Genomic DNA, 21,319 nt, shown 5'->3' with positions numbered 1-21,319 from the left:
GCGTACGGTGGACGCAGTCTGTCTCAGGAAAGAGGTATCGGCATGGACGTCGGGCTCAAGCGCGAGCTGGAGGAGAAGGTCCGCTCCGGTGAGCGGCTGACCCGCGAGGACGGCATCGCGCTGTACGAGTCGGACGACCTGGCGTGGCTCGGCGGCCTCGCCCACGAGGTGCGCACCCGCAAGAACGGCGACGTCGTCCACTTCAACGTCAACCGCCACCTCAACATGACCAACGTGTGCACGGCCTCCTGCGCCTACTGCTCCTTCCAGCGCAAGCCGGGGGAGAAGGACGCGTACACCATGCGCATCGAGGAGGCCGTCAAGCTCGCCAAGGAGATGGAGAGCGAGAACCTCACCGAGCTGCACATCGTCAACGGGCTGCACCCCAACCTTCCGTGGCGGTACTACCCGCGCTCCCTGCGCGAGCTGAAGGCCGCCCTGCCGGGGGTCTCGCTCAAGGCCTTCACCGCCACCGAGATCCACCACTTCGAGACGATCTCCGGGATGAGCGCGAGCGACATCCTGGACGAGCTGATCGACGCCGGTCTGGAGTCCCTGACCGGCGGCGGCGCCGAGATCTTCGACTGGGAGGTCCGGCAGCACATCGTGGACCACCGCACCCACTGGGAGGACTGGTCGCGCATCCACCGCCTGGCGCACGAGAAGGGGCTGAAGACCCCGTGCACCATGCTGTACGGCCACATCGAGGAGCCCCGCCACCGCGTCGACCACGTGCTGCGGCTGCGTGAGCTCCAGGACGAGACCGGCGGCTTCCAGGTCTTCATCCCGCTGCGCTACCAGCACGACTTCGTGGACATGAGGGACGGCAAGATCCGCAACCGGCTCCAGGCCCGGACGCAGATGGCGACCGGCGCGGAGGCCCTGAAGACCTTCGCGGTCTCCCGGCTGCTGTTCGACAACGTCCCGCACGTGAAGGTCTTCTGGGTGATGCACGGCGTGCAGACCGCGCAGCTGGCCCTCCAGCACGGCGCGGACGACATGGACGGCTCGGTGGTCGAGTACAAGATCACGCACGACGCCGACAACTACGGCACGCCGAACAAGCTCACGCGGGAGGACCTGCTGGAGCTGATCCGCGACGCGGGGTTCCGGCCGGTGGAGCGGAACACGCGGTACGAGATCATCCGCGAGTACGAGGGTCCCGACGCCGGGCGCCGGGAGTCTCCGCAGCCGATGAGGGTGTGAGGGTCTTCAGCCGATGAGGGTGTGAGGGGTCTTCGGTCGCATGGTGCGGGAGGTGTGGGGTTGCTCGCGCCGTTCCCCGCGCCCCTTTCAGGGGCGTTCACCGCACGTGCCCCAAGGGGCGCGGGGAACGGCGCGACCGGCCCCCGTACGCCCGCACCCGGCAGGATGCATGGCCTCCGCGGCGGGTACCCGGGGGCCATGCCCACCACCCGAGCCCCCGAGGACGCCTACACGGCGGAGCCCTTCGTGCCGGCGCGCGGAGGGCTCGCCGCCCTGCGGAAGGCCGCGGCCGGCTGCCGGGGGTGCCCGCTGCACAGAGACGCCACGCAGACCGTCTTCGGCGCCGGCACGGCGGACGCCCGCGTCATGCTCGTCGGCGAGCAGCCCGGCGACCAGGAGGACCGGCGGGGCGAGCCCTTCGTCGGCCCGGCCGGCAGGCTCCTGGACCGCGCGCTGGAGGAGGCCGGCATCGACCCGGCGGACGCGTACGTCACCAACGCCGTCAAGCACTTCAAGTTCACGCAGGCCGAGCCGCGCAAGCGCCGGATCCACAAGGCGCCCACCCTGCGCGAGATGACGGCGTGCGGGCCGTGGCTCGCCGCCGAGCTGGCGCTGGTCGAGCCCGAGCTGATCGTCGTGCTCGGCGCCACCGCCGGCAAGGCGCTGCTCGGGTCCTCGTTCCGGGTCACCCGGGTGCGCGGCACGGTCCTGGAGGAGGAGATCCACGGGCGCCCCGAGCGGCTGGTGCCGACCGTGCACCCCTCGTCGGTGCTGCGGGCGGACGACCGGGACGCCGCCTACCGGGGGCTGCTGGCCGACCTGAAGGTGGCGGCCGACGCTCTGGGGTAATGGTTACCATCGATGCGTGTCCCTTACCTTCATGCTCGATCCCCCCGTCACGCCCCAGCTCCGTGACGGCATCCTCGACCTGTGGACCGACGTCACCGACGCGGGCGGCTCGGTCGGTTTCGTCCCGCCGGCGGACCGGGAGGCCATCCGTCCCGAGCTGGTCAGGCACATGGTGGCCATGGCCGAGGGCCGCACCCGGCTGCTCGTCGGGCACGACGCGGACGGACGGGTGGCCGCCACCGCGTTCCTCACCCTCAACACCCACCGGCTGATGACGCACTGGCTGTGGCTCTACACGGTGATGGTGCACCCCCGCCACCAGGGCCGGGGCTACGGCCGGGACCTCATGGCCGCCGCCGCGGACGCGGCCCGCACCGTCGACGGCATCGAGGCGATCCGCCTCACCTGCCGCGGCGGCCTCGGCCTGGAGCGGTTCTACGAGTCCTGCGGCTACAAGGAGGTCGGCCGGGTGCCCGGCGCGATCCGGGTGGCGCCCGGCGACGACCGCGACGACGTCGTCATGCTGCTGCCGCTGGGCTGCTGAGCCCCCGGTGAGGCATCACCGGCGTGGCCCGCCGGCACGGTCCGGGGCCCGCCACCGGACCCGCCTGCGGGCCCCGCGGCCCGGCGTGCTTCACTGGACAGTGCCTCTTTGTGCCAGAAACGGAAGAGTGGATTGAGATGCTCCGCTACACGCTGATGCGCCTCGGGATCTTCGTGGGCTGCCTCGTGGTCGTCTGGGGTCTCGTCTACGCCGGAGTCTTCCCGCGCGGCCTGGGTGACTCCAACGGGATGTGGATCGTCCTGCTCTCCCTGCTGATCTCGGCGCCCATCAGCTTCGTGGTGCTGCGCAAAGAGCGCGACCGGGCCTCCGTGCAGGTCGTGGAGCGGGTCGGCCGGATGAAGGCCGACCTGGAGGCCAGCCGCAGCCAGGAGGACGTCGCCGACGACACCGCGCGGGCCCAGGGACAGGCCTCCTGACGCCGGCCCCGGCCCCGTCCGCGCCTCCGCGTCGCTCGCCGTAACCTCCGTCACAGACGCACCCGCCCCGGTTTCCCAATCCGCAGGAAACCGGGGCGCTTTGCGTTTTACGGGCATCCGGGCGCCCCGGCCTCTCAAAGTGAGGCTTTGAGTGCCTGAAAGCATGGGTGTTAAAGTCGTGTGCATGAAGCACGCAGCCGCGCCCCACCCGCCGTCGAGCGTTCCGCTCGTGGCGCGCCTGCACGTGGACCTCTGTCGGTGCGCGTCCGCGACCTGTCGCCCCTGACGTACCTCTTCATCCGTCATCGCCCACGTCAGTACAGCGCGTCCGTCCCCGCGTCCCGTCCCCTAACGGAGCATGTCCGTGTCCACACGCACGAAGTCCTTCAAGGTGCCCTTCTGGGCCCAGATACTCGCCGGTCTCGTCCTCGGCGTCCTGCTGGGCTGGCTGGCCCGCAGCCAGGACCTCTCCTGGCTGGTCACCACCCTGGAGAAGGTCGGTGGCACCTTCGTCGGCCTGCTGAAGCTGGCCGTCGCCCCCCTCGTCTTCTTCGCGATCCTGGTGTCGATCACCAACCTGCGGAAGGTCAACAACGCGGCCCGCCTGGCGTCCCGCACCCTTCTCTGGTTCATGATCACGTCGCTGATCGCGGTGGCCATCGGCCTCGTCATCGGCCTCGTCACCAACCCCGGCGCCGGCACCGGCCTGACCCCCGCCGACGGCGCCGAGCCGGAGAGCACCGGCTCGTGGATCGACTTCCTGACCGGCATCGTGCCGACCGACGTCATCACGCCGTTCACCGACCTGAACGTTCTCCAGATCGTCTTCATGGCCGCCGTCGCCGGCATCGCGGCCCTCCAGCTCGGCGAGAAGGCCCAGCCGATCCTGAACCTGAGCGAGTCGGTCCTCGCCCTTCTCCAGAAGGCCCTGTGGTGGGTCATCCGCCTCGCCCCGATCGGCACCGCCGGCCTGATCGGCAACGCCATCGCCACCTACGGCTGGGACCTGATCGGCAAGTACGCCACCTTCACCGCCGACATCTACGTCGGCTGCGCCATCGTGATGTTCGTGGTCTACCCGACGCTGCTCGCCACCGTCGCCAAGGCCAACCCGCTCCAGTTCTTCAAGGGCGCCTGGCCCGCCATCCAGCTGGCCTTCGTCTCCCGCTCCTCGGTCGGCACCATGCCGCTGACCCAGAAGGTCACCGAGCGCCTCGGGGTGCCGAAGGAGTACGCGTCCTTCGCCGTGCCGTTCGGCGCGACGACCAAGATGGACGGCTGCGCCGCGATCTACCCCGCGATCGCCGCGATCTTCGTCGCGCAGATCTTCGACATCCAGCTCGGAGTCACCGACTACCTGCTGATCGCGTTCGTCTCGGTGGTCGGCTCGGCCGCCACGGCCGGTCTCACGGGCGCCACGGTCATGCTGACGCTGACCCTGTCCACGCTCGGCCTGCCGATGGAGGGCGTCGGCCTTCTGCTCGCCATCGACCCGATCCTGGACATGATGCGCACCGCGACCAACGTCGCCGGCCAGGCCCTGGTCCCGGTCCTCGTCTCCGCCCGCGAGGGCCTGCTCGACCGCACGGCCTACGACCGGGCGCACAGCTCCCCGCTCGACGAGCCGGAGCCCGCGCGCGAGCAGGACAAGGAGCCGGTGGCCGCCGTCGCCTGACGGCCGGAACCGCCTGCCGGCCGCCGCACGGACCGTACGCTGATCCGCATGGGTGCAGGGAAGACCAGACGGATGCCGCGTGCGGTCCGTGAGCAGCAGATGCTGGACGCCGCCGTGACGATCTTCGGGCAGCGCGGCTACATGGCCGCGTCGATGGACGAGATCGCCGAACTCGCCGGTGTCTCCAAGCCGTTGGTCTACCTGTATCTGAATTCCAAGGAAGACCTCTTCAGCGCCTGCATCCGGCGCGAGGCCCAGGCGCTCGTCGCGGCCGTCCGGGCCGGCACCCGGCACGCGGACCTGCCGGCGGACCGGCAGCTCTGGAACGGCCTGACGGCCTTCTTCACGCACACCGCCCGGCACCCGGACGGCTGGGCGGTGCTGCACCTCCAGGCCCGCACCCACGGCGAGCGGTTCGCCGCCGAGGTCACGGCGCTGCGCGAGGAGATCGTCGCGTTCGTCACGCAGCTGATCGCCGCCGCCGCCCGCGAGGCCCACCGGGACCCCGACCTGCCCGAACACGAGGTCGCCGGGCTCGCCGAGGCCCTGGTCGGCGCCGCCGAGTCGCTCGCCGACTGGGCCGGTGCCACCCCGGGCGTGACGGCCCGGCAGGCGGCGGCCACCCTGATGAACTTCGCCTGGGCCGGCCTGGGCGACCTCATGCGGGGCCGCTCCTGGTCACCACCGGAGGACGACCCGGCCGCGACGGTCGCTCGGGCCGGGTAGTCGGGTAGTCGGATACCGAGCAGGGCAGGGGCGGGGACGCCGGGGCCGGGCGCACGTCCCCGTCGCCCGGCCCGGTCCGAGTTCCGGGCGCCGGCCGGTCAGGCCGGGTGGACGTCGCCGGTGAGATGCAGCCGGCCGTCCGCGGCGGCGCGCAGGTCGAACCGGCCGTCCTCCGCCCCGTACACCACCGTCCCCGGCAGCAGCACCGGCGCCCGGAACTCGGCGCCCACGACCACCGCCTCGGGCGTGCCGTGCGCGGCCAGGCACCGGGCCACCGTCCACATGCCGTGCGCGATGGCCCGCGGGAAGCCGAACAGGCGCGCGGTGAGCGGATGCAGGTGGATCGGGTTGCGGTCGCCGGACGCGGCACCGTAGCGCCGCCCCAGGTCGTCGCCGAGCCGCCACTCGCCCCGCACCGGCAGCGGACCGGGTTCGCGCCGGACCGTCCTCTCCTCGACCGGCCGGCCGGTGCGGTGCCGCGCCAGATACGTGCTGCGTGACCGCCACACGACCTCCCCGCCCCTGCGCATCTCGGTGACGACCGCGGCCTCGGTCCCGCGCCGGTGCGGCGCCAGCCCGGCGACGTGCACGGCGAGTTCGTACTCCCCGCTCGCCGGCATCGCCGCCCACCGCGTGATGCCGATCGAGGTGTGCACCAGGCCCAGCAGCGGCAGCGGGAAGTCCCGCCCGCTCATCAGCCGCATCGCCAGCGGGAAGCCCAGCACGTGCGGATACGTCACCGGAAGCGCGTCCGCCCCGGTCGCGAACCCGCACACCCGCTCGTACGCCGCCAGCCGCGCGAGATCGACGCGCAGGCCGGGCAGGACCAGGCGGGTACGGGGATGGCCGGCGTCGGGGCGGGGCCGCTTGAACGGCGAGAGCAGGGCGCCGCGCGCCAGCAGCGGCGGCAGGGCGGGCGTGCCGGTGAGGGTCGTGGTGTTCGCGTCGCCGGTCATCACGCCCCCAGCAGGCTCTGGCCGCAGACCCGCACGACCTGGCCGTTGACCGCCCCGGACGCCGGATGCGCGAGCCAGGCGGTCGTCTCGGCGACGTCGACGGGCAGCCCGCCCTGGGCGAGGGAGTTCATCCGGCGGCCCGCCTCCCGGATGAACAGCGGGACGGCCGCCGTCATCCTGGTCTCGATGAACCCCGGCGCGACCGCGTTGACCGTGACCTCGTGCTCGGCCAGGGCGCGCGGGGCCAGGGCGCGGACCAGACCGACGATCCCGGCCTTGCTCGCCCCGTAGTTGGTCTGTCCCGCGTTGCCCGCGAGCCCGGCGATGGAGGCGGTGGCCACGATCCGGCCGCCGGCCCGCAGCGTGCCGGCGGTGAGCAGCGCGTCGGTGGTGCGCAGCACGCTCGCCAGGTTGACCTCCAGCACGGAACTCCAGCGTTCGGCGGGCATGTTGACCAGTCGCCGGTCCCGGGTGACGCCCGCGTTGTGGACCAGCACGTCGAGGCCGTCGGGCAGGGCGCGGGCGATCCGGTCGCCGGCGTCGGCGGCGGTGATGTCCAGGGGCAGCGCCGTCCCGCCGAGCCGTTCCGCGACGCGCCGGGCGTCCGCCTCCGCCTGCGGCACGTCGAGGACGACGACCCGGGCGCCGTCCCGGGCCAGCGTCTCGGCGACCGCCTCGCCGATGCCGCGCGCACCGCCGGTGACCAGGGCGGTGCGGCCGGCCAGGGGGCGGTCCCAGTCGTCCGGGGTGCGGGTCCGCCCGGCGCCGACCTCGACGACCTGGCCGCTGACGTAGGCGGAGGCGGGGGAGAGCAGGAAGCGCAGGGTGGACTCGGCGGGTGCGGCGTCGGTGAGCCGGACCAGGTTGACGGTCCTGCCCCGGCCGATCTCCTTGCCGAGCGAGCGGGTGAAGCCCTCCAGTGCCTGCTGGGCGGCGGCCTGGTGGTGGTCGGCGGGATCGAGCGGGGCGCCGAGCAGGACGACCCGTCCGCTGGCGGCGATCGACCGGACGACCGGGTGCAGGGCCGCGTGCACCTCGGCCAGCGTCTCGACGTCCCGCACGCCGGTGGCGTCGAGGACGACGGCGCCCGGGGTGCCGGTGTCCTCGCCGAGTCCCGTCCGGGCGAGGACGGGGGCGAGGTCCAGGCCGGACGTGCCGGCCGTCAGGTGCAGCAGGCCGCCCTCCAGCGTGCGGGCGCCGGAGGACCGGCGCAGCAGCGGCGCCGGCTGCGGCAGGCCCAGGCGCCGGGTGAGGAAGCGGCCGGGCGCGGTGCCGGCGAGGCTGAGGTAACGGTCGGCCATGCGTGTCTCCCGGTCGGGGTCGGTGGTGGGTCGGGGTGGTGGGGTCGGGGTGCGTGGGTCGGGATGGCGCTGAGTCGGAGGGCGGTGGTCGAGGGGGGGCGGGGTGCGGTGGTCGGAGGGCAGTGGTCGGGTCGGGATGGCGCTGGGTCGGAGGGCGGTGGGTCGGGGCGCGAGCCGTCGGGGCCCGCTCGGCCGGGGCCCAGGTCGGCCGGGGCCCTCGGGCTGCGGGCCGTCCGGCTTCGGACGGCCGGGCTCCGGCCGACCGGGTTTCGGCTGGGCTTCGGACGGCCGCGGGACGGCCGACCGGGCCCCGGACGGTCGCATAGTCCTTACTCTGGAGTAAGGTTACCGGAGGTAAGTCTAGGTCGACGGTGAGGAGCAGGTCGAGATGAGCCCCGTCAGTCCACCGCCGGCGCGACGCGTCGCGATCGTCGGCGGCGCCCGCGTCCCCTTCGCCCGCTCCGACGGCCCGTACGCCACCGCCTCCAACCAGGAGATGCTGACGGCGGCCCTCGACGGGCTGGCCGAGCGCTACGGCCTGCGCGGCCCCGGCGCGGTGGACGAGTTCGTCGCCGGAGCGGTCCTCAAGCACAGCCGGGACTTCAACCTGGCCCGCGAGACCGTGCTCGGCTCGGCCCTGGACCCGCGCACACCCGCCTACGACATCCAGCAGGCCTGCGGCACCGGTCTCCAGGCGGTGATCGCCGCCGCCAACAAGATCGCCCTCGGGCAGACCGAGGCGGCGGTCGCGGGCGGCGCCGACACGGCCAGCGACGCACCCCTCGGCGTCAACGACCGGCTGCGGCGCCTGCTGCTGGAGGCGCGGCGCGCCAGGTCCCTCGCGGGCCGGGCGAGGGCCCTGGCGAGGATCCGGCCCGCCCACCTCGTCCCCGACATCCCGCGCAACGCCGAGCCGCGCACCGGCCTGTCGATGGGCGAGCACGCCGCCGTGACCGCCCGGGCCTGGGGCATCACCCGCGAGGCCCAGGACGAACTGGCGGCCGCCAGCCACCGGCGGCTGGCGGCGGCGTACGAGCGCGGCTTCTTCGAGGACCTGGTGGTCCCCTTCCGCGGCCTGACCCGCGACGAGAACCTGCGCCCGGACTCGACCCCGGAGAAACTGGCCGCGCTGAAGCCGGTGTTCGGCGTCGCGGACCCCGGCCCCACGATGACCGCGGGCAACTCGACGCCGCTGACGGACGGCGCGGCGACGGTGCTGCTGGCGAGCGAGGAGTGGGCCGAGCGGCGCGGCCTGGAGCCGCTGGCGTATCTGACGACGTACGAGACGGCGGCCGTCGACTTCGTCGCCGGTGACGTGGCGGGCGGCGAGGACGGCCTGCTGATGGCCCCGGCCCACGCGGTCCCGCGCATGCTGGAGCGGGCCGGACTGACCCTGTCCGACTTCGACCTGATCGAGATCCACGAGGCGTTCGCCTCCCAGGTGCTGGCGACCCTCGCCGCCTGGGAGAAGCGCGGGCTGCCCCCGGTGGACCGCGCCCGCCTCAACGCGGCCGGCTCCTCCCTCGCCACCGGCCACCCCTTCGCGGCGACCGGCGCCCGGATCGTGGCGACCCTGGCCAAGCTCCTCGCCGAGCGCGAGGGACCCGGCCGGGGCCTGATCTCGGTGTGCGCGGCGGGCGGCCAGGGGGTGACGGCGGTGCTGGAGCGCCCCTGAGGGCCGCCGCCCGGCCCCCGGGCCGCGGGGCCGGGCGGACGCCCGCGCACCGGGAACGTGATCTACCCTCACGTAACCTGCGGGATTGCACAGACCCGGCCCCGGACCCTCCCCGAACGTGCACCAACCCGCCACGACAGCCTCGTACGATCCCCACCTGACCGGCGGTAACCCCTGTCCGTGGCGGTCCGTCGGTGAAGGCCTCGGTGAACGCCCCGGCGCGCGAGGCACGTACCTCAGGCAGCAGGCAGTGTCGCCGCTGCACGTCCCAGGAGCCGCCCGTGTCGACCCCCCTCCCCTCCTTCGCCGCGTCCGCCGCCTTCGCCGACGCGCCCGGCCCCACCCTCGTGGAGCCCGAGATCCGGCGGCTGGACGGGACGGTCCGGGAGGCGTACGTCCCGCCCTTCGCGCCGCCGGTGCGGCACGGCTCGCTCGCCGACCTGCCGTTCGAGAACGCCGCGGCCGTGCCGGACACCGTCGTCCTCAGCCGCAAGGGCCCGGACGGGAGCTGGTCGGACGTGACGGCCGGCGAGTTCGCCGCACAGGTGCTGGCGGTGGCCAAGGGTCTGATCGCGGAGGGGCTGATGCCCGGTGACCGGCTGGCGATCATGGCCAGGACGACGTACGAGTGGACCCTCCTGGACTTCGCCGCCTGGGCGGCCGGCCTGGTGACCGTCCCGGTCTACCCGACCTCCTCCCTCTTCCAGACCCGCTGGATCGTGCAGGACTCGGGCGCCGTCGCCCTGGTCGTGGAGGAACCGGCCCAGGCCGCCGCCCTCGGCCCGGAACTCCAGCACATGCCCGACCTCAGGCACCTGTGGGTGATGGGCCAGGGGCACGTGGACCGGCTCGCGGAGACGGGCGCGGGCATCGCCGACGCCGAGGTCGACGTCCGCCGCGGCATGCTGAGCCCGGCCACGCTCGCCACCCTGATCTACACCTCCGGCACCACGGGCCGCCCGAAGGGCTGCGCCCTCACCCACGGCAACTTCTTCGCCGAGGTCGACAACGCGATCGAGCTGCTCTACCCGGTCTTCAAGGCGAGGACCGACGACGAGGCGTCCGTCCTCCTCTTCCTGCCGATGTCCCATGTCTTCGGCCGCATGGTGGCCGTGGCCTGCGTCCGCGCCCGCGTCCGCCTCGGCCACGCCCCCAGCCTGAAGCCGGAGGACCTCCTGCCGGACCTGGCGGCCTTCCGCCCCACCTGCCTGCTCACCATCCCCTACATGCTGGAGAAGGTCTTCAACACCGCCCGCGCCAAGGCCGAGTCCGGCGGACGGGCGTCGACCTTCGACCGCGCGGTGTCGGTGGCGGTGAAGTACGGCGAGGCGCGGGAGGCCCACCAGACCGGCACGGGCGGCGGCCCCTCTCGCGCCCTGAAGGCGGCCCGCGCCCTGTACGACCCCCTGGTCTACCGCCGGCTGCGCAACGCGATGGGCGGACGGGTCCGGTACGCCATCTGCGGCGGCTCCCCGCTGGGCCGCCGCCTGGCGGCCTTCTACGCCGGTGCGGGCATCGAGATCTACGAGGGCTACGGCCTGACCGAGACGACGGGCGCCGCGACGGTGACCCCGCCCCTGAAGCCCCGGCTGGGCACCGTGGGCTGGCCCCTGCCCGGCACCCGGGTCCGCATCGCCTCGGACGGCGAGATCCTGCTCGCCGGCGAGCAGGTCCTGCACGGCTACTGGGACCCGGCCGCCGGCGGCGTGGTCCCGGCCGCGCCGGACGGCTGGTTCCCCACCGGCGACATCGGCGCCCTGGACGACGAGGGGTACCTGACGATCACCGGCCGCAAGAAGGAACTGCTGATCACGGCGGGCGGCAAGAGCGTGGCGCCGGCCCCGCTGGAGAACTGGCTGCGCTCCCACCCGCTGATCTCCCAGTGCCTGGTCCTGGGCGACGCCCGCCCCTACGTCACCGCCCTGTTCACCCTCGACCCCGACGGCATCACCCACTGGCGCCGCATGATCGGCAAGCACCCGGTCCCGCCGGAGCTGCTGACCGACGACGAGGAACTGCTGGCGGTCCTGCAACGAGCGGTCGACGAGGCCAACAGGCTGGTCTCCCGCCCGGAGACCATCCGCCGCTTCGCCGTCCTCCCCCGGGACTTCACCGAGCAGGAGGGCCACCTGACCCCGTCGCTGAAGCTGCGCCGAGAGGCGATCCTGCGGGACTTCGCGGAGGCGGTGGAGAAGCTGTACGCGGACGAGGGGCGCCGCAGGCCGGCGAGATGACGGAGACGGTGCCGGTGACGGCGGCGCGAGCGGTGGCGAGCTACGAGGAATTCACCCGGAATTCAGCGGGGTGAGTCCTCCGGAAAGGGGCGGAAAAGGGCAGGAGCCCCGTCGCCGGTGTGGCGTGGGGCTCCTTGGGTACTGCTGGTCGATCAGACAGGAGTGACGTTCTCCGCCTGCGGGCCCTTCGGGCCCTGCGTGACGTCGAAGGACACCTGCTGGTTCTCCTCGAGGGACCGGAAGCCGGTCGCGTTGATCGCGGAGTAGTGGACGAAGACGTCGGGGCCGCCGCCCTCCTGGGCGATGAAACCAAAGCCCTTTTCGGCGTTGAACCACTTAACGGTTCCGGTAGCCATAAGCCCTCCTTGGGCTCAAAAGGGTTGCCCTGCTCCAGAACCAGCAAGTGTGAAGATGAATTCTGCACAACTGCATACGTCTGATAATGACTAGAGCCTGCGGTCACATGCTCCGCAGGCTCTGCACTGCAAGGGAAACCAAACTGCAACTTGCGGCGAGCCTAGCACGCGGGAGACCGAAAGCAATAGAGGCCAAGATCACTTCACCCGTATGTTTGAACACATCCGCCGTCCGGCTGACGCCGGGGTCGGCGCCGGGCGGGCGCCGGGCGAGGGCTAGCCTCACGATGTGGACAATTCTCGCACCCGGCCGCGTGTCGGCCACATCCAGTTCCTGAACTGCCTGCCCCTGTACTGGGGGCTCGCGAGAACGGGCACGCTCCTCGACTTCGAGCTGACGAAGGACACCCCGGAGAAGCTCAGCGAGCAGCTCGTGCGAGGCGACCTGGACATCGGACCGGTCACCCTGGTCGAGTTCCTCAAGCACGCCGACCAGCTCGTCGCCTTCCCCGACATCGCCGTCGGCTGCGACGGCCCGGTGATGTCGTGCGTGATCGTCTCGCAGGTCCCGCTGGAGAATCTGGACGGTGCCCGGGTCGCCCTCGGGTCGACCTCGCGCACCTCCGTCCGGCTCGCCCAGCTGCTGCTGGCCGAGCGCTTCGGCGTGGCGCCGGACTACTACAGCTGCCCGCCGGACCTGAGCCTGATGATGCGGGAGGCCGACGCGGCCGTGCTGATCGGGGACGCGGCGCTGCGGGCCAACATGCTCGACGGCCCCCGCTTCGGCCTGGACGTGCACGACCTGGGCGCTCTGTGGAAGGAGTGGACGGGCCTGCCGTTCGTCTTCGCGGTCTGGGCGGCGCGGCGCGCATACGCCGAACGCGAGCCGGAGATCACCCGCAAGGTGCACGAGGCCTTCCTGGAGTCCCGCAACCTCTCCCTGGAGGAGGTCGGCAAGGTCGCCGAGCAGGCGGCCCGCTGGGAGGACTTCGACGAGAGCACCCTCGCGCAGTACTTCACCACCCTGGACTTCCGCTTCGGCGCCCCGCAGCTGGAGGCGGTCGCGGAGTTCGCCCGCCGGGTCGGCCCGACGACCGGCTTCCCGGCCGACGTGAAGGTCGACCTGCTCCGGCCCTGAACCCCGTCGCACGCCCGGCACTACCCTGCTGGGGAGCCGGGCGTACGGCCGTACGGGCCACCGGCGCACGGGGGGAGGGGACGCCATGCAGCCGCTGGAGACCGGGGAACCCACCGTCGTGGGGCCCTACCGGCTGCTCGGCCGGCTGGGCTCCGGCGGAATGGGCCGGGTCTACCTGGGCCGCAGCGCCGGGGGCCGCACGGTCGCCGTGAAGATCGTGCACCCGCACTTCGCGCTGGACGAGGAGTTCCGGGCCCGTTTCCGCCGCGAGGTGGAGGCCGCGCGAAGGGTGGGCGGCGCCTGGACCGCGCCCGTCCTGGACGCCGACCCGCAGGCCCCCGTGCCCTGGGTGGCCACGGCGTACGTGGCCGGCCCCTCGCTGACGGCGGCGGTCGCCCACTGCGGCGCGCTGCCGGAGGGCACCGTACGGGCGCTGGGCGCGGGCCTCGGCGAGGCGCTGGCCGCCGTGCACGACCTGGGTCTCGTCCACCGCGACGTGAAGCCGTCCAACGTCCTGCTCACCCTCGACGGCCCCCTCCTGATCGACTTCGGTATCGCCCGTGCCACCGAGGGCACCTCCCGCACGGAGCCCGGGGCGGGCACGGCGTCCCTGACCTCGACCGGCGTGTCGATCGGCTCGCCCGGCTACATGGCGCCCGAGCAGATCCTCGGCAAGGGCGTCACGGGCGCGGCGGACGTCTTCTCGCTGGGCGCGGTCCTCGCCTTCGCGGCGACCGGCGAGCCGCCGTTCCCGGGCGACTCCTCGGCCGCCCTGCTCTACAAGGTCGTCCATGAGGAGCCCGAGCTGGGCGCGCTGGACGGGGAGGTGCGGGAGGTGGCCGAGGCGTGCCTGGCCAAGGACCCGGCCGCCCGTCCGGTCCCGCAGGAGATCGCCCGCCGGCTGTCCCCGCGGGGCGCGGCCCGCCTGGTGGCGGACGGCTGGCTCCCCGGCCCCCTGGTGGAACAGGTCAGCCGCAGCGTCGTACAGCTGCTCAACCTGGAGGCGACGGGGGAGGCGCCGGCGGCGGCGTCCGGCCCGGTGGGCTTCAGCAGGCCCTCGGTGGGCGAGCCGGGGGGAACGGCGTCCGGGGTGCGGGGCGCGCAGTGGCAGGGAAGTCCGTCGGCCGGGGGTGTGCCGGCGGGTGGGGCGCCGGGCGGGGGTGCGTCGGCCGGGGATGCGTCGGCTGGTGGCGTGACGGCCGGGGGCGTGCCGGCTGGAGGCGTGTACGCCGAGGGCGCGTCGACCGGTGACGGTGTGTCGTCCGGAGCCCTGGCGTCCGGGGGCGCGCCGGCTGGTCCGGTGACGGCGGGGGCGTTCGGGCCGCCGCCGGTCATGCCGCCGGGGCCGCCACCGGCGGCACCGCCCGGACCGGCGTCCGCGGTGCCCTCGCCGCGGGACGAGCGCCCGTACGAGCGGACCCGGACCGCGGCCGGCCGGCCCGGCAGGGCCTCCCTCTCCGTGGCGGCCACGTCGGCCCCGGAGGGCACCGGCCGGGTCCGCAGAGTGAGCTGCACGGTCGCCCTCGCGGTGGCCGGCGCGCTGGCCGCCGTGACCGTCGGCTCGGTGTTCGTCCTCGACCTGCTGCCGGGCAGCTCCGGCGGCAAGGGGAACGACGCCGCCCCGCGGCCCTCCGCGTCGGTCTCCGCCGCCCCCTCCGACCCGCCCCGCGGAGGTGCCGGCGAGCCGGTCCCGGACGCCTACCTCGGCACGTGGGAGGGCCAGGCCGTCGCACGGGACGGCAACATTCCGATGGGCACGTTCCGGCTGACCGTCGAGAAGGCCGGGGCGGGCGAGCGGCTGGGCACCCTGCGCCACACCGACCTGCTCGGCGGCACCTGCGACGACGTCCTGACGTTGAAGCAGGTGACGGACGAGCACATCGTCGCGAGCGCGGTCGGCGCCGAGGGCAACCGCGGCGTCTGCGACCAGGCCCGGCACACCGTCCGCCTCACCCCCGTCGGCGACGACCTGCGCTACGAGTCCGACAGCAAGGGCTCGGGGCGCCCCGAGGCCCGCCTGTCGAAGATCGAGTAGCGCGCGGTGTCCCGCCTGCCCGCGCTCGCCACGTCCGGGTCCCCCGCCCTCGGCGCTCACTAAGGTGACTGCGGCGGCGAGCGGAGTGGAGGGGGAGCCGACAGGTGACGCAGAAACCGGGCGCGGCCGAGCATTTGGAGCAGGGGACGCAGGCGGAGCAGACGCAGGCAGGGCAGGGGAAGCAGGCGGAGCAGACGCAGGCTGGGCAGGGGACGCAGGCGGGGCACGAGAGGCAGGCGGAGCAGGAGACGCAGGCGGGTCACGGAACACGCGCGGGGCAGGGGGAGCCGTGACCGGCACGGCCGTCGGCGCGGTGCTCGTCGCCGTCGCCGTCCTGTGGGGCGCGGCGTCCGGCGCGCTGCTGCCGCGCGCCGCCTACCGCTTCGCGGCCCCGGCCGGGGAGCCGTGGCGGGCGCGGTGCCCGCGCGGGCACCCGGTCCCCGGCTGGCTCGGCCGGGCCCGGTGCCGCCGATGCGCGGCGGACGCCGCGTCGTACGCCCCCGGCCCGGCCGCCCCCGCCGCCGTCACCGCCGTCGTCTGCGCCGCGCTCGCCGCCGCCACCGGTACCCGGCCCGAACTGGCCGTCTGGCTGCTGCTCGCGCCCGTCGGCGTGCTGCTGGCGGTCGTCGACCTGCGGGTGGCCCGGCTGCCCGACCCGCTCACCCTGCCGTTCGCCGGCGCCGCGCTCGCGCTGCTCGGTGCGGCCGCGCTCATGCCCGAGCACGCCGGGTCCTGGACCACCGCCCTGCTCGGCGTCCCGGCCCTGGGCGCCGGCTACTTCGTGCTGTGGCTGATCAACCCGGCCGGCATGGGCTTCGGCGACGTGAAACTGGCCCTCGGAGCCGGTGCCGTACTCGGCTGGTACGGCTGGTCGGCGGTGATGCTCGGCACCCTCGCCGGGTTCGTGCTCGGGGCGCTGTACGGCGGGGCACTCGTCGTCGCGCGCCGGGCCGGGCGCCGGACGGCCGTCGCCTTCGGGCCGTTCCTCCTCGCGGGAACCTTCCTCGGCGTGGTCGTGGGAGCCGGCGCAGCCTGAGGAAGGCCGGGGAAAACCCCTGGCGTACGCTGGTCGAGTCCGTCCACAACCCTTACGAACCTTGCGAAAGGGACGCCGGTGACCGAGAAGGCCGACCTTCAGACCGTCCTCGACCGTGCCGCCGCCGGTGGGCGGATCACCCCCGAAGAGGCCCTCGTCCTCTACCGCGACGCCCCCCTGCACGCGCTGGGCGCCGCCGCGGACGCCGCCCGCAGGCGGAAGTACGCCGGTACGGAGCACATCGCCACGTACATCATCGAGCGCAACATCAACTACACCAACGTATGCGTCACGGCGTGCAAGTTCTGCGCCTTCTACGCGGCCCCGAAGGACACGGCGAAGGGCTGGACCCGCGACCTCGACGACATCCTGCGCCGCTGCGCGGAGACCGTCGAACTGGGCGGCACGCAGATCATGTTCCAGGGCGGACACCACCCGGACTACGGCGTCGAGTACTACGAGAAGCACTTCGCCGCCATCAAGAAGGCGTTCCCGCAGCTCGTCATCCACAGCCTGGGGGCGAGCGAGGTCGAGCACATGGCGCGGATCTCGAAGGTGTCGGTCGAGGAGGCGATCCAGCGCATCCACGCGGCCGGGCTCGACTCCTTCGCCGGCGCCGGCGCCGAACTGCTGCCCGAGCGGCCGCGCAAGGCCATCGCGCCGCTGAAGGAGTCCGGCGAGCGCTGGCTGGAGATCATGGAGATCGCCCACAACCTGGGCGTCGAGTCCACGTCCACCATGCTCATGGGCACCGGCGAGACCAACGCCGAGCGGATCGAGCACCTGCGGATGATCCGGGACGTGCAGGACCGCACCGGCGGCTTCCGCGCCTTCATCCCCTACACCTACCAGCCCGAGAACAACCACCTGAAGGGCCGCACCCAGGCCACGCTCTTCGAGTACCTGCGGATGATCGCCATCGCCCGGCTCTTCCTGGACAACGTGGCGCACATCCAGGGCTCCTGGCTGACCACCGGCAAGGAGGTCGGCCAGCTCTCCCTGCACTACGGCGCCGACGACCTCGGCTCGATCATGCTGGAGGAGAACGTCGTCTCCTCCGCCGGCGCCAAGCACCGCTCCAACCGGCTGGAGATCATCGACCTGATCCGCCGGGCGGGCCGTGTCCCGGCGCAGCGCTCGACGACGTACGAGCACCTGGTCGTCCACGACGACCCGGCGAACGACCCGGTCGACGAGCAGGTGATGTCCCACATCTCGTCCACCGCGATCGAGGGCGGCACCGCCCACCCGGAGCTGAAGCTCCTCGCCTCCAACTGACGCCGCCGTGCTCACGATCCACGTCGCCGAGGCCTCGCCCGAGGCGGCCGTCCTGGTCGACGGCGCGCAGATCGCCGCCGTCGGCCCCTACGAGGAGCTGGCCGCCGCCCACCCGCGGGCGCGGGTGCGGCGCTGGCCCGGCATCCTCACGCCCGGCCTGCTCAACCCCTACGGCCCCGAACTGCTGGAGCAGGCCTACCATCCCGACCCGCGCGAGGCCGACCGGCTCGGCACCGAGCCGGTCCTCGGCAGCCGCGGGCGGGCGCTGCTGAACGCCGCCCCGTCCGCCGCGGGGGCCAGCGCACGCCGCGGGGTGCAGCGGATGCTGGCGCACGGCACGGTCGCGATCGCCGGTGAACTGCGCGGCCGGGCCGCGCTGGACGCCGTGCGCCGGGCGGGTCTCGCCGTGGGCGGCCGTCCGGCCGGCCTGCCGGGGCCGCCGTCGTTCTCCCCGGTGCCGCTCGTGCTGCTGCCGGGCCTCGCCGCCGGAGGGGCCGCGCGGTTCGCGGTGTTCGACGTGCCCGACCGGGCCGCGCTCGTGCGCCGGGGCGCCTCGACGTGCGTGGCCACGGTCGTCGGCGGCCGTCTGGTGTACAGGCGGGCGTAGGCACAAGGGGGCAGCCTGCCACAATGGGGGCGTGACCCGCGCTTCCCTGAACAAGCAGCCGCACGAAGTCGCCTCGATGTTCGATGACGTGGCGGAACGGTACGACCTCACCAACGACGTGCTGTCGCTCGGCCAGGACCGGGTGTGGCGCAAGGAGGTCGCCCGGGCCGTCGACGCCCGCCCCGCGCAGAAGGTCCTCGACCTCGCGGCGGGGACGGCCACCTCCTCCCTCCCCTTCGCCCGCACCGGCGCGTACGTCGTCCCGTGCGACTTCTCCCTCGGCATGCTCCAGGTCGGCAAGCGGCGCCACGCGTGGCTGCCGTTCACCGCCGGGGACGCCACCCGGCTGCCCTTCGCCGACGACGTCTTCGACGCCGTCACCATCTCCTTCGGGCTGCGCAACGTCCAGGACACGGACGCCGCGCTGCGCGAGATGTACCGGGTGACGCGGCCCGGCGGACGGGTCGTCATCTGCGAGTTCTCGCACCCGACGTGGGCGCCGTTCCGCACCGTCTACACCGAGTACCTGATGCGCGCCCTGCCGCCCGTCGCCCGTGCCGTCTCCTCCAACCCGGAGGCGTACGTCTACCTCGCGGAGTCCATCCGCGCCTGGCCCGACCAGGCCGGCCTGGCCGCACGGCTGCGCGACGCAGGCTGGTCGAAGGTGGCCTGGCGGAACCTGACCGGCGGCGTGGTCGCGCTGCACCGGGGGTTCAAGGAGGCCTGACCGGTCAGCCGGAGGCGCCCGGGGCCGGGTACCGGTCAGCCGGAGGCGCCCAGCGCCGAGCAGGCGGGACGGTCGCGCGGCTCGGCCAGTTCCCGCCGCAGGCCGCCCCGCGGCGGTCTCGGCTCCCGCGGTTGCCGGATGCCGCCGCCGCCCTCGCCCTCCGCGCAGCCGAGCCAGACGAACACCGTCGACTCCCGCGGCACCTCGGCCCCGGGACGCGGGTACTGGCGTACGACGTACTCGAGGACGGCGTGGTGGAAGTCGGGCCGGTCCGGCGCGGTCAGGGCCAGGCCCCGCGCCCGGGCCGCTTCCCGGGCGTCCACGGCCATGAGTCCGACCAGGTGGGGAACGCGTACTTCGGGCGTCTCGCGTATGGTGCGCACAGATGTCACCCCCAGCGGTACGGGCAGAGTAGCCCCGCCGCGCATCCGCCGGAAGCGTCATGTGGCTATCTGTGACGAACGGTCACCCTCGGTCACAGAGTGAGCCGGTAGCAGTGCCCCTCCCGCTCCGAGGCCGGTGTCGTGAAGACCTCCGCCAACCGCATGCCCAGGCGCCGCGTGACCGCGATGGACCGGGCGTTGCGGGCGTCGACCATCGCCACCACGTCCGTCACCCCCGCCGCCCGCACCCGCTCCAGGGTCTGCCGTGCCGCCGCCGTGACGTACCCCCTGCCCCAGTACGCCCGGCCGAGCCGCCAGCCGATCTCGATCTCCCCCGTGGGGCCCCAGTCCCGGGGCCACGGCTGCGCGCCGGTGAAGCCGACGACCTCGCCGCGCTCGTCGAGCACCGTCCACAGGCAGAAGCCCAGCTCGGCGTCGTGCCGCCGCTGACGGGCGGTGAGTTCCTCGTACACCGACAGCTCGGCCGTCCGTCCGCCGTGGAACTCCATGACCTCGGGGTCGGCGAAGACCCGGTGCCAGGCGAGGGCGTCCTCGTGGGTGGGGACGCGCAACCGCACGGCGGGCGTGCGGTCCGCAGGAGCCGGGTCCACAGGAGTCGGGTCCACAGGAGTCCGGTCCGCTGGAGTGGGGTCCACAGGGGCTCGGTTCACGGAGGCAGCCCTTCAGCCGGGAGATCGGTGACGCTGAATAGACTGCCCATGTCCGGTGCCGGTCGGCACGCAGATTCTGAACTTGGGGAGATCCCGCCGTGACCGTCGAGACTGAGCCCCTCTCCGAGAACACCGCCGACGTGATCGTCGTGGGCGCGGGGCCGGCCGGCTCCACGACCGCGTACCACCTGGCCCGGGCCGGACTCGACGTCCTGCTGCTGGAGAAGACCGCGTTCCCCCGCGAGAAGGTCTGCGGCGACGGACTCACGCCGCGCGCGACCAAGCAGCTCGTGGCGATGGGCATCGACATCTCCGAGGAGGCCGGCTGGCTGCGCAACAAGGGTCTGCGCATCATCGGCGGCGGCGTCCGCCTCCAGCTGGACTGGCCCGAGCTGGCGTCCTTCCCCGACTACGGACTCGTCCGCAAGCGCGACGACTTCGACGAACAGCTCGCCCGGCAGGCCCAGAAGGCCGGCGCCCGGCTCTACGAGCGCTGCAACGTCGGCGCCCCGATCGTCGACGACCGCACCGGCCGCATCACGGGCGTCAAGGCCAAGCTGGGCGAGGACAAGCGGGAGGTCACCTTCCACGCGCCGCTGGTCGTCGCCGCCGACGGCAACTCCACCCGGCTGTCGCTGGCGATGGGCCTGCACCGCCGCGAGGACCGTCCGATGGGCGTCGCCGTCCGCACCTACTTCACCAGCCCCCGCCACGACGACGACTACCTGGAGTCCTGGCTGGAACTGTGGGACCGGCGCGGCCCCCAGGACCGCCTGCTGCCCGGCTACGGCTGGATCTTCGGCATGGGCGACGGGACGAGCAACGTCGGCCTCGGCGTCCTCAACACCTCCGACTCCTTCAAGGAGCTGGACTGGCGCGAGGTGCTCAAGGCCTGGTGCGCCTCCATGCCCGAGGACTGGGGCTACACGCCGGAGAACATGACCGGGCCCATCCGCGGGGCCGCGCTGCCGATGGCCTTCAACCGCCAGCCGCACTACACGCGCGGCCTGCTGCTCGTCGGCGACGCGGGGGGCCTGGTGAACCCCTTCAACGGCGAGGGCATCGCCTACGCCATGGAGTCCGGCCAGATCGCCGCCGACGTCATCGTGCAGGCGCACGCGCGGGCGACGCCGGCCCAGCGCGAGACCGCCCTCCAGCGCTACCCGCGGGTCCTGAAGGACACCTACGGCGGCTACTACACGCTCGGCCGCGCCTTCGTGAAGCTCATCGGCAACCCGAAGGTCATGCAGATCGCGGCGCAGCGGGGCCTGACGCACCCGATGCTGATGCGGTTCACCCTCAAGCTCCTGGCCAACCTGACCGACCCCACGGGCGGCGACGCGATGGACCGCATCATCAACGGCCTGACCAAGGTGGCGCCGAAGGCGTGACGCGCGCGGGCGGCGGGACCGCACGTTCCCGCCGCCGACGGCCGCAGCCCCCGGCACCGCCGTAGCGCCGGGTACCGCCGAAGCACCCGACACG

The 21,319-nt window shown here is 73.5% G+C and carries 21 protein-coding genes; 16 read left to right on the top strand and 5 right to left on the bottom strand.

The features are described from left to right. Nucleotides 1-42 precede the first annotated feature (42 nt). The 7 genes from mqnE (at nucleotide 43) to ACZ45Q_RS28915 (ending at nucleotide 5,437) form a co-directional block, all read left to right on the top strand. A complete protein-coding gene (gene mqnE, locus ACZ45Q_RS28945; protein ID WP_468266643.1) occupies nucleotides 43-1,206 on the top strand; it encodes an aminofutalosine synthase MqnE in 1,164 nt (387 codons plus the stop codon). A 198-nt stretch (nucleotides 1,207-1,404) separates the two neighbouring features. After that, entirely contained in the window at nucleotides 1,405-2,055 is a 651-nt protein-coding gene (locus ACZ45Q_RS28940; protein ID WP_468266641.1) for a UdgX family uracil-DNA binding protein, read from the top strand. Between the two features lie 16 nt (nucleotides 2,056-2,071). Beyond that, on the top strand, nucleotides 2,072-2,599 hold the full coding sequence (locus ACZ45Q_RS28935) for a GNAT family N-acetyltransferase (RefSeq protein ID WP_468266639.1): 528 nt from the start codon (nucleotides 2,072-2,074) through the stop codon (nucleotides 2,597-2,599). 137 nt (nucleotides 2,600-2,736) lie between these two features. Continuing rightward, complete coding sequence (locus ACZ45Q_RS28930; protein WP_468266637.1) at nucleotides 2,737-3,036, top strand: DUF4229 domain-containing protein; 300 nt, start codon at nucleotides 2,737-2,739, stop codon at nucleotides 3,034-3,036. Between the two features lie 184 nt (nucleotides 3,037-3,220). Then, nucleotides 3,221-3,322, top strand: a complete 102-nt coding sequence (locus ACZ45Q_RS28925; RefSeq protein WP_468266635.1) for a putative leader peptide — start codon at nucleotides 3,221-3,223, stop codon at nucleotides 3,320-3,322. A 72-nt stretch (nucleotides 3,323-3,394) separates the two neighbouring features. Next, nucleotides 3,395-4,711 (top strand): dicarboxylate/amino acid:cation symporter, encoded by a 1,317-nt coding sequence (locus ACZ45Q_RS28920; protein ID WP_468266633.1) that lies wholly within the window; start codon nucleotides 3,395-3,397, stop codon nucleotides 4,709-4,711. A 48-nt stretch (nucleotides 4,712-4,759) separates the two neighbouring features. Beyond that, a complete protein-coding gene (locus ACZ45Q_RS28915; RefSeq protein WP_468266631.1) occupies nucleotides 4,760-5,437 on the top strand; it encodes a TetR/AcrR family transcriptional regulator in 678 nt (225 codons plus the stop codon). Nucleotides 5,438-5,535: 98 nt separating this feature from the next. On the opposite strand, the gene ACZ45Q_RS28910 is transcribed toward ACZ45Q_RS28915, so the two are convergent. Continuing rightward, the gene (locus ACZ45Q_RS28910; protein ID WP_468266629.1) at nucleotides 5,536-6,393 is read right to left on the bottom strand and encodes a MaoC family dehydratase; all 858 of its coding nucleotides are present in this window, start codon (nucleotides 6,391-6,393) and stop codon (nucleotides 5,536-5,538) included. After that, nucleotides 6,393-7,694, bottom strand: a complete 1,302-nt coding sequence (locus ACZ45Q_RS28905) for a 3-oxoacyl-ACP reductase (RefSeq protein ID WP_468266627.1) — start codon at nucleotides 7,692-7,694, stop codon at nucleotides 6,393-6,395. The genes ACZ45Q_RS28910 and ACZ45Q_RS28905 overlap by 1 nt, the downstream gene beginning before the upstream one ends. Nucleotides 7,695-8,082: 388 nt before the next feature. Here ACZ45Q_RS28905 and ACZ45Q_RS28900 point away from each other — a divergent pair, with 388 nt between their 5' ends. Together ACZ45Q_RS28900 and ACZ45Q_RS28895 are read left to right on the top strand one after the other, a co-directional pair. After that, on the top strand, nucleotides 8,083-9,369 hold the full coding sequence (locus ACZ45Q_RS28900; protein ID WP_468266625.1) for an acetyl-CoA C-acetyltransferase: 1,287 nt from the start codon (nucleotides 8,083-8,085) through the stop codon (nucleotides 9,367-9,369). 281 nt (nucleotides 9,370-9,650) lie between these two features. After that, nucleotides 9,651-11,603, top strand: a complete 1,953-nt coding sequence (locus ACZ45Q_RS28895) for an AMP-dependent synthetase/ligase (RefSeq protein WP_468266623.1) — start codon at nucleotides 9,651-9,653, stop codon at nucleotides 11,601-11,603. Between the two features lie 152 nt (nucleotides 11,604-11,755). Here the strand turns inward: ACZ45Q_RS28895 and ACZ45Q_RS28890 are convergent, their stop codons facing one another. Beyond that, nucleotides 11,756-11,959 (bottom strand): cold-shock protein, encoded by a 204-nt coding sequence (locus ACZ45Q_RS28890; protein WP_004984723.1) that lies wholly within the window; start codon nucleotides 11,957-11,959, stop codon nucleotides 11,756-11,758. A 289-nt stretch (nucleotides 11,960-12,248) separates the two neighbouring features. Here ACZ45Q_RS28890 and ACZ45Q_RS28885 point away from each other — a divergent pair, with 289 nt between their 5' ends. The 6 genes from ACZ45Q_RS28885 to ACZ45Q_RS28860 all read left to right on the top strand — a co-directional run bounded on the left by ACZ45Q_RS28885 (nucleotide 12,249) and on the right by ACZ45Q_RS28860 (nucleotide 18,780). Continuing rightward, complete coding sequence (locus ACZ45Q_RS28885; protein ID WP_468266621.1) at nucleotides 12,249-13,097, top strand: menaquinone biosynthetic enzyme MqnA/MqnD family protein; 849 nt, start codon at nucleotides 12,249-12,251, stop codon at nucleotides 13,095-13,097. Nucleotides 13,098-13,182: 85 nt separating this feature from the next. Further along, a complete protein-coding gene (locus ACZ45Q_RS28880) occupies nucleotides 13,183-15,132 on the top strand; it encodes a serine/threonine-protein kinase (RefSeq protein ID WP_468266619.1) in 1,950 nt (649 codons plus the stop codon). Nucleotides 15,133-15,421: 289 nt separating this feature from the next. After that, on the top strand, nucleotides 15,422-16,168 hold the full coding sequence (locus tag ACZ45Q_RS28875) for a prepilin peptidase (RefSeq protein ID WP_468266617.1): 747 nt from the start codon (nucleotides 15,422-15,424) through the stop codon (nucleotides 16,166-16,168). A gap of 78 nt (nucleotides 16,169-16,246) precedes the next feature. Continuing rightward, nucleotides 16,247-17,446 carry a cyclic dehypoxanthinyl futalosine synthase gene (gene mqnC / locus ACZ45Q_RS28870; RefSeq protein WP_468266615.1) on the top strand — a complete coding sequence of 400 codons (1,200 nt, stop codon included), beginning with the start codon at nucleotides 16,247-16,249 and terminating at the stop codon, nucleotides 17,444-17,446. A gap of 7 nt (nucleotides 17,447-17,453) precedes the next feature. After that, on the top strand, nucleotides 17,454-18,053 hold the full coding sequence (locus ACZ45Q_RS28865) for an imidazolonepropionase-like domain-containing protein (protein WP_468266613.1): 600 nt from the start codon (nucleotides 17,454-17,456) through the stop codon (nucleotides 18,051-18,053). A 31-nt stretch (nucleotides 18,054-18,084) separates the two neighbouring features. After that, entirely contained in the window at nucleotides 18,085-18,780 is a 696-nt protein-coding gene (locus tag ACZ45Q_RS28860) for a demethylmenaquinone methyltransferase (RefSeq protein ID WP_468266611.1), read from the top strand. Between the two features lie 35 nt (nucleotides 18,781-18,815). Here ACZ45Q_RS28860 and ACZ45Q_RS28855 read toward each other — a convergent pair whose 3' ends face one another. Together ACZ45Q_RS28855 and ACZ45Q_RS28850 are read right to left on the bottom strand one after the other, a co-directional pair. Beyond that, a complete protein-coding gene (locus ACZ45Q_RS28855) occupies nucleotides 18,816-19,163 on the bottom strand; it encodes a PASTA domain-containing protein (protein WP_468266609.1) in 348 nt (115 codons plus the stop codon). 92 nt (nucleotides 19,164-19,255) lie between these two features. Next, a complete protein-coding gene (locus ACZ45Q_RS28850; protein ID WP_468266607.1) occupies nucleotides 19,256-19,774 on the bottom strand; it encodes a GNAT family N-acetyltransferase in 519 nt (172 codons plus the stop codon). 158 nt (nucleotides 19,775-19,932) lie between these two features. Between ACZ45Q_RS28850 and ACZ45Q_RS28845 the strand changes: the two genes are divergently transcribed. After that, nucleotides 19,933-21,225: a geranylgeranyl reductase family protein gene (locus ACZ45Q_RS28845; protein ID WP_468266605.1), complete on the top strand. Its 1,293-nt coding sequence runs from the start codon at nucleotides 19,933-19,935 to the stop codon at nucleotides 21,223-21,225. The last annotated feature ends 94 nt before the right edge of the window (nucleotides 21,226-21,319 follow it).

Source organism: Streptomyces sp. NPDC031049, assembly GCF_055571015.1.
The sequence above is the reverse complement of the archived record's forward strand: the minus strand, read 5'-3'. Positions and strand labels throughout refer to the sequence as shown.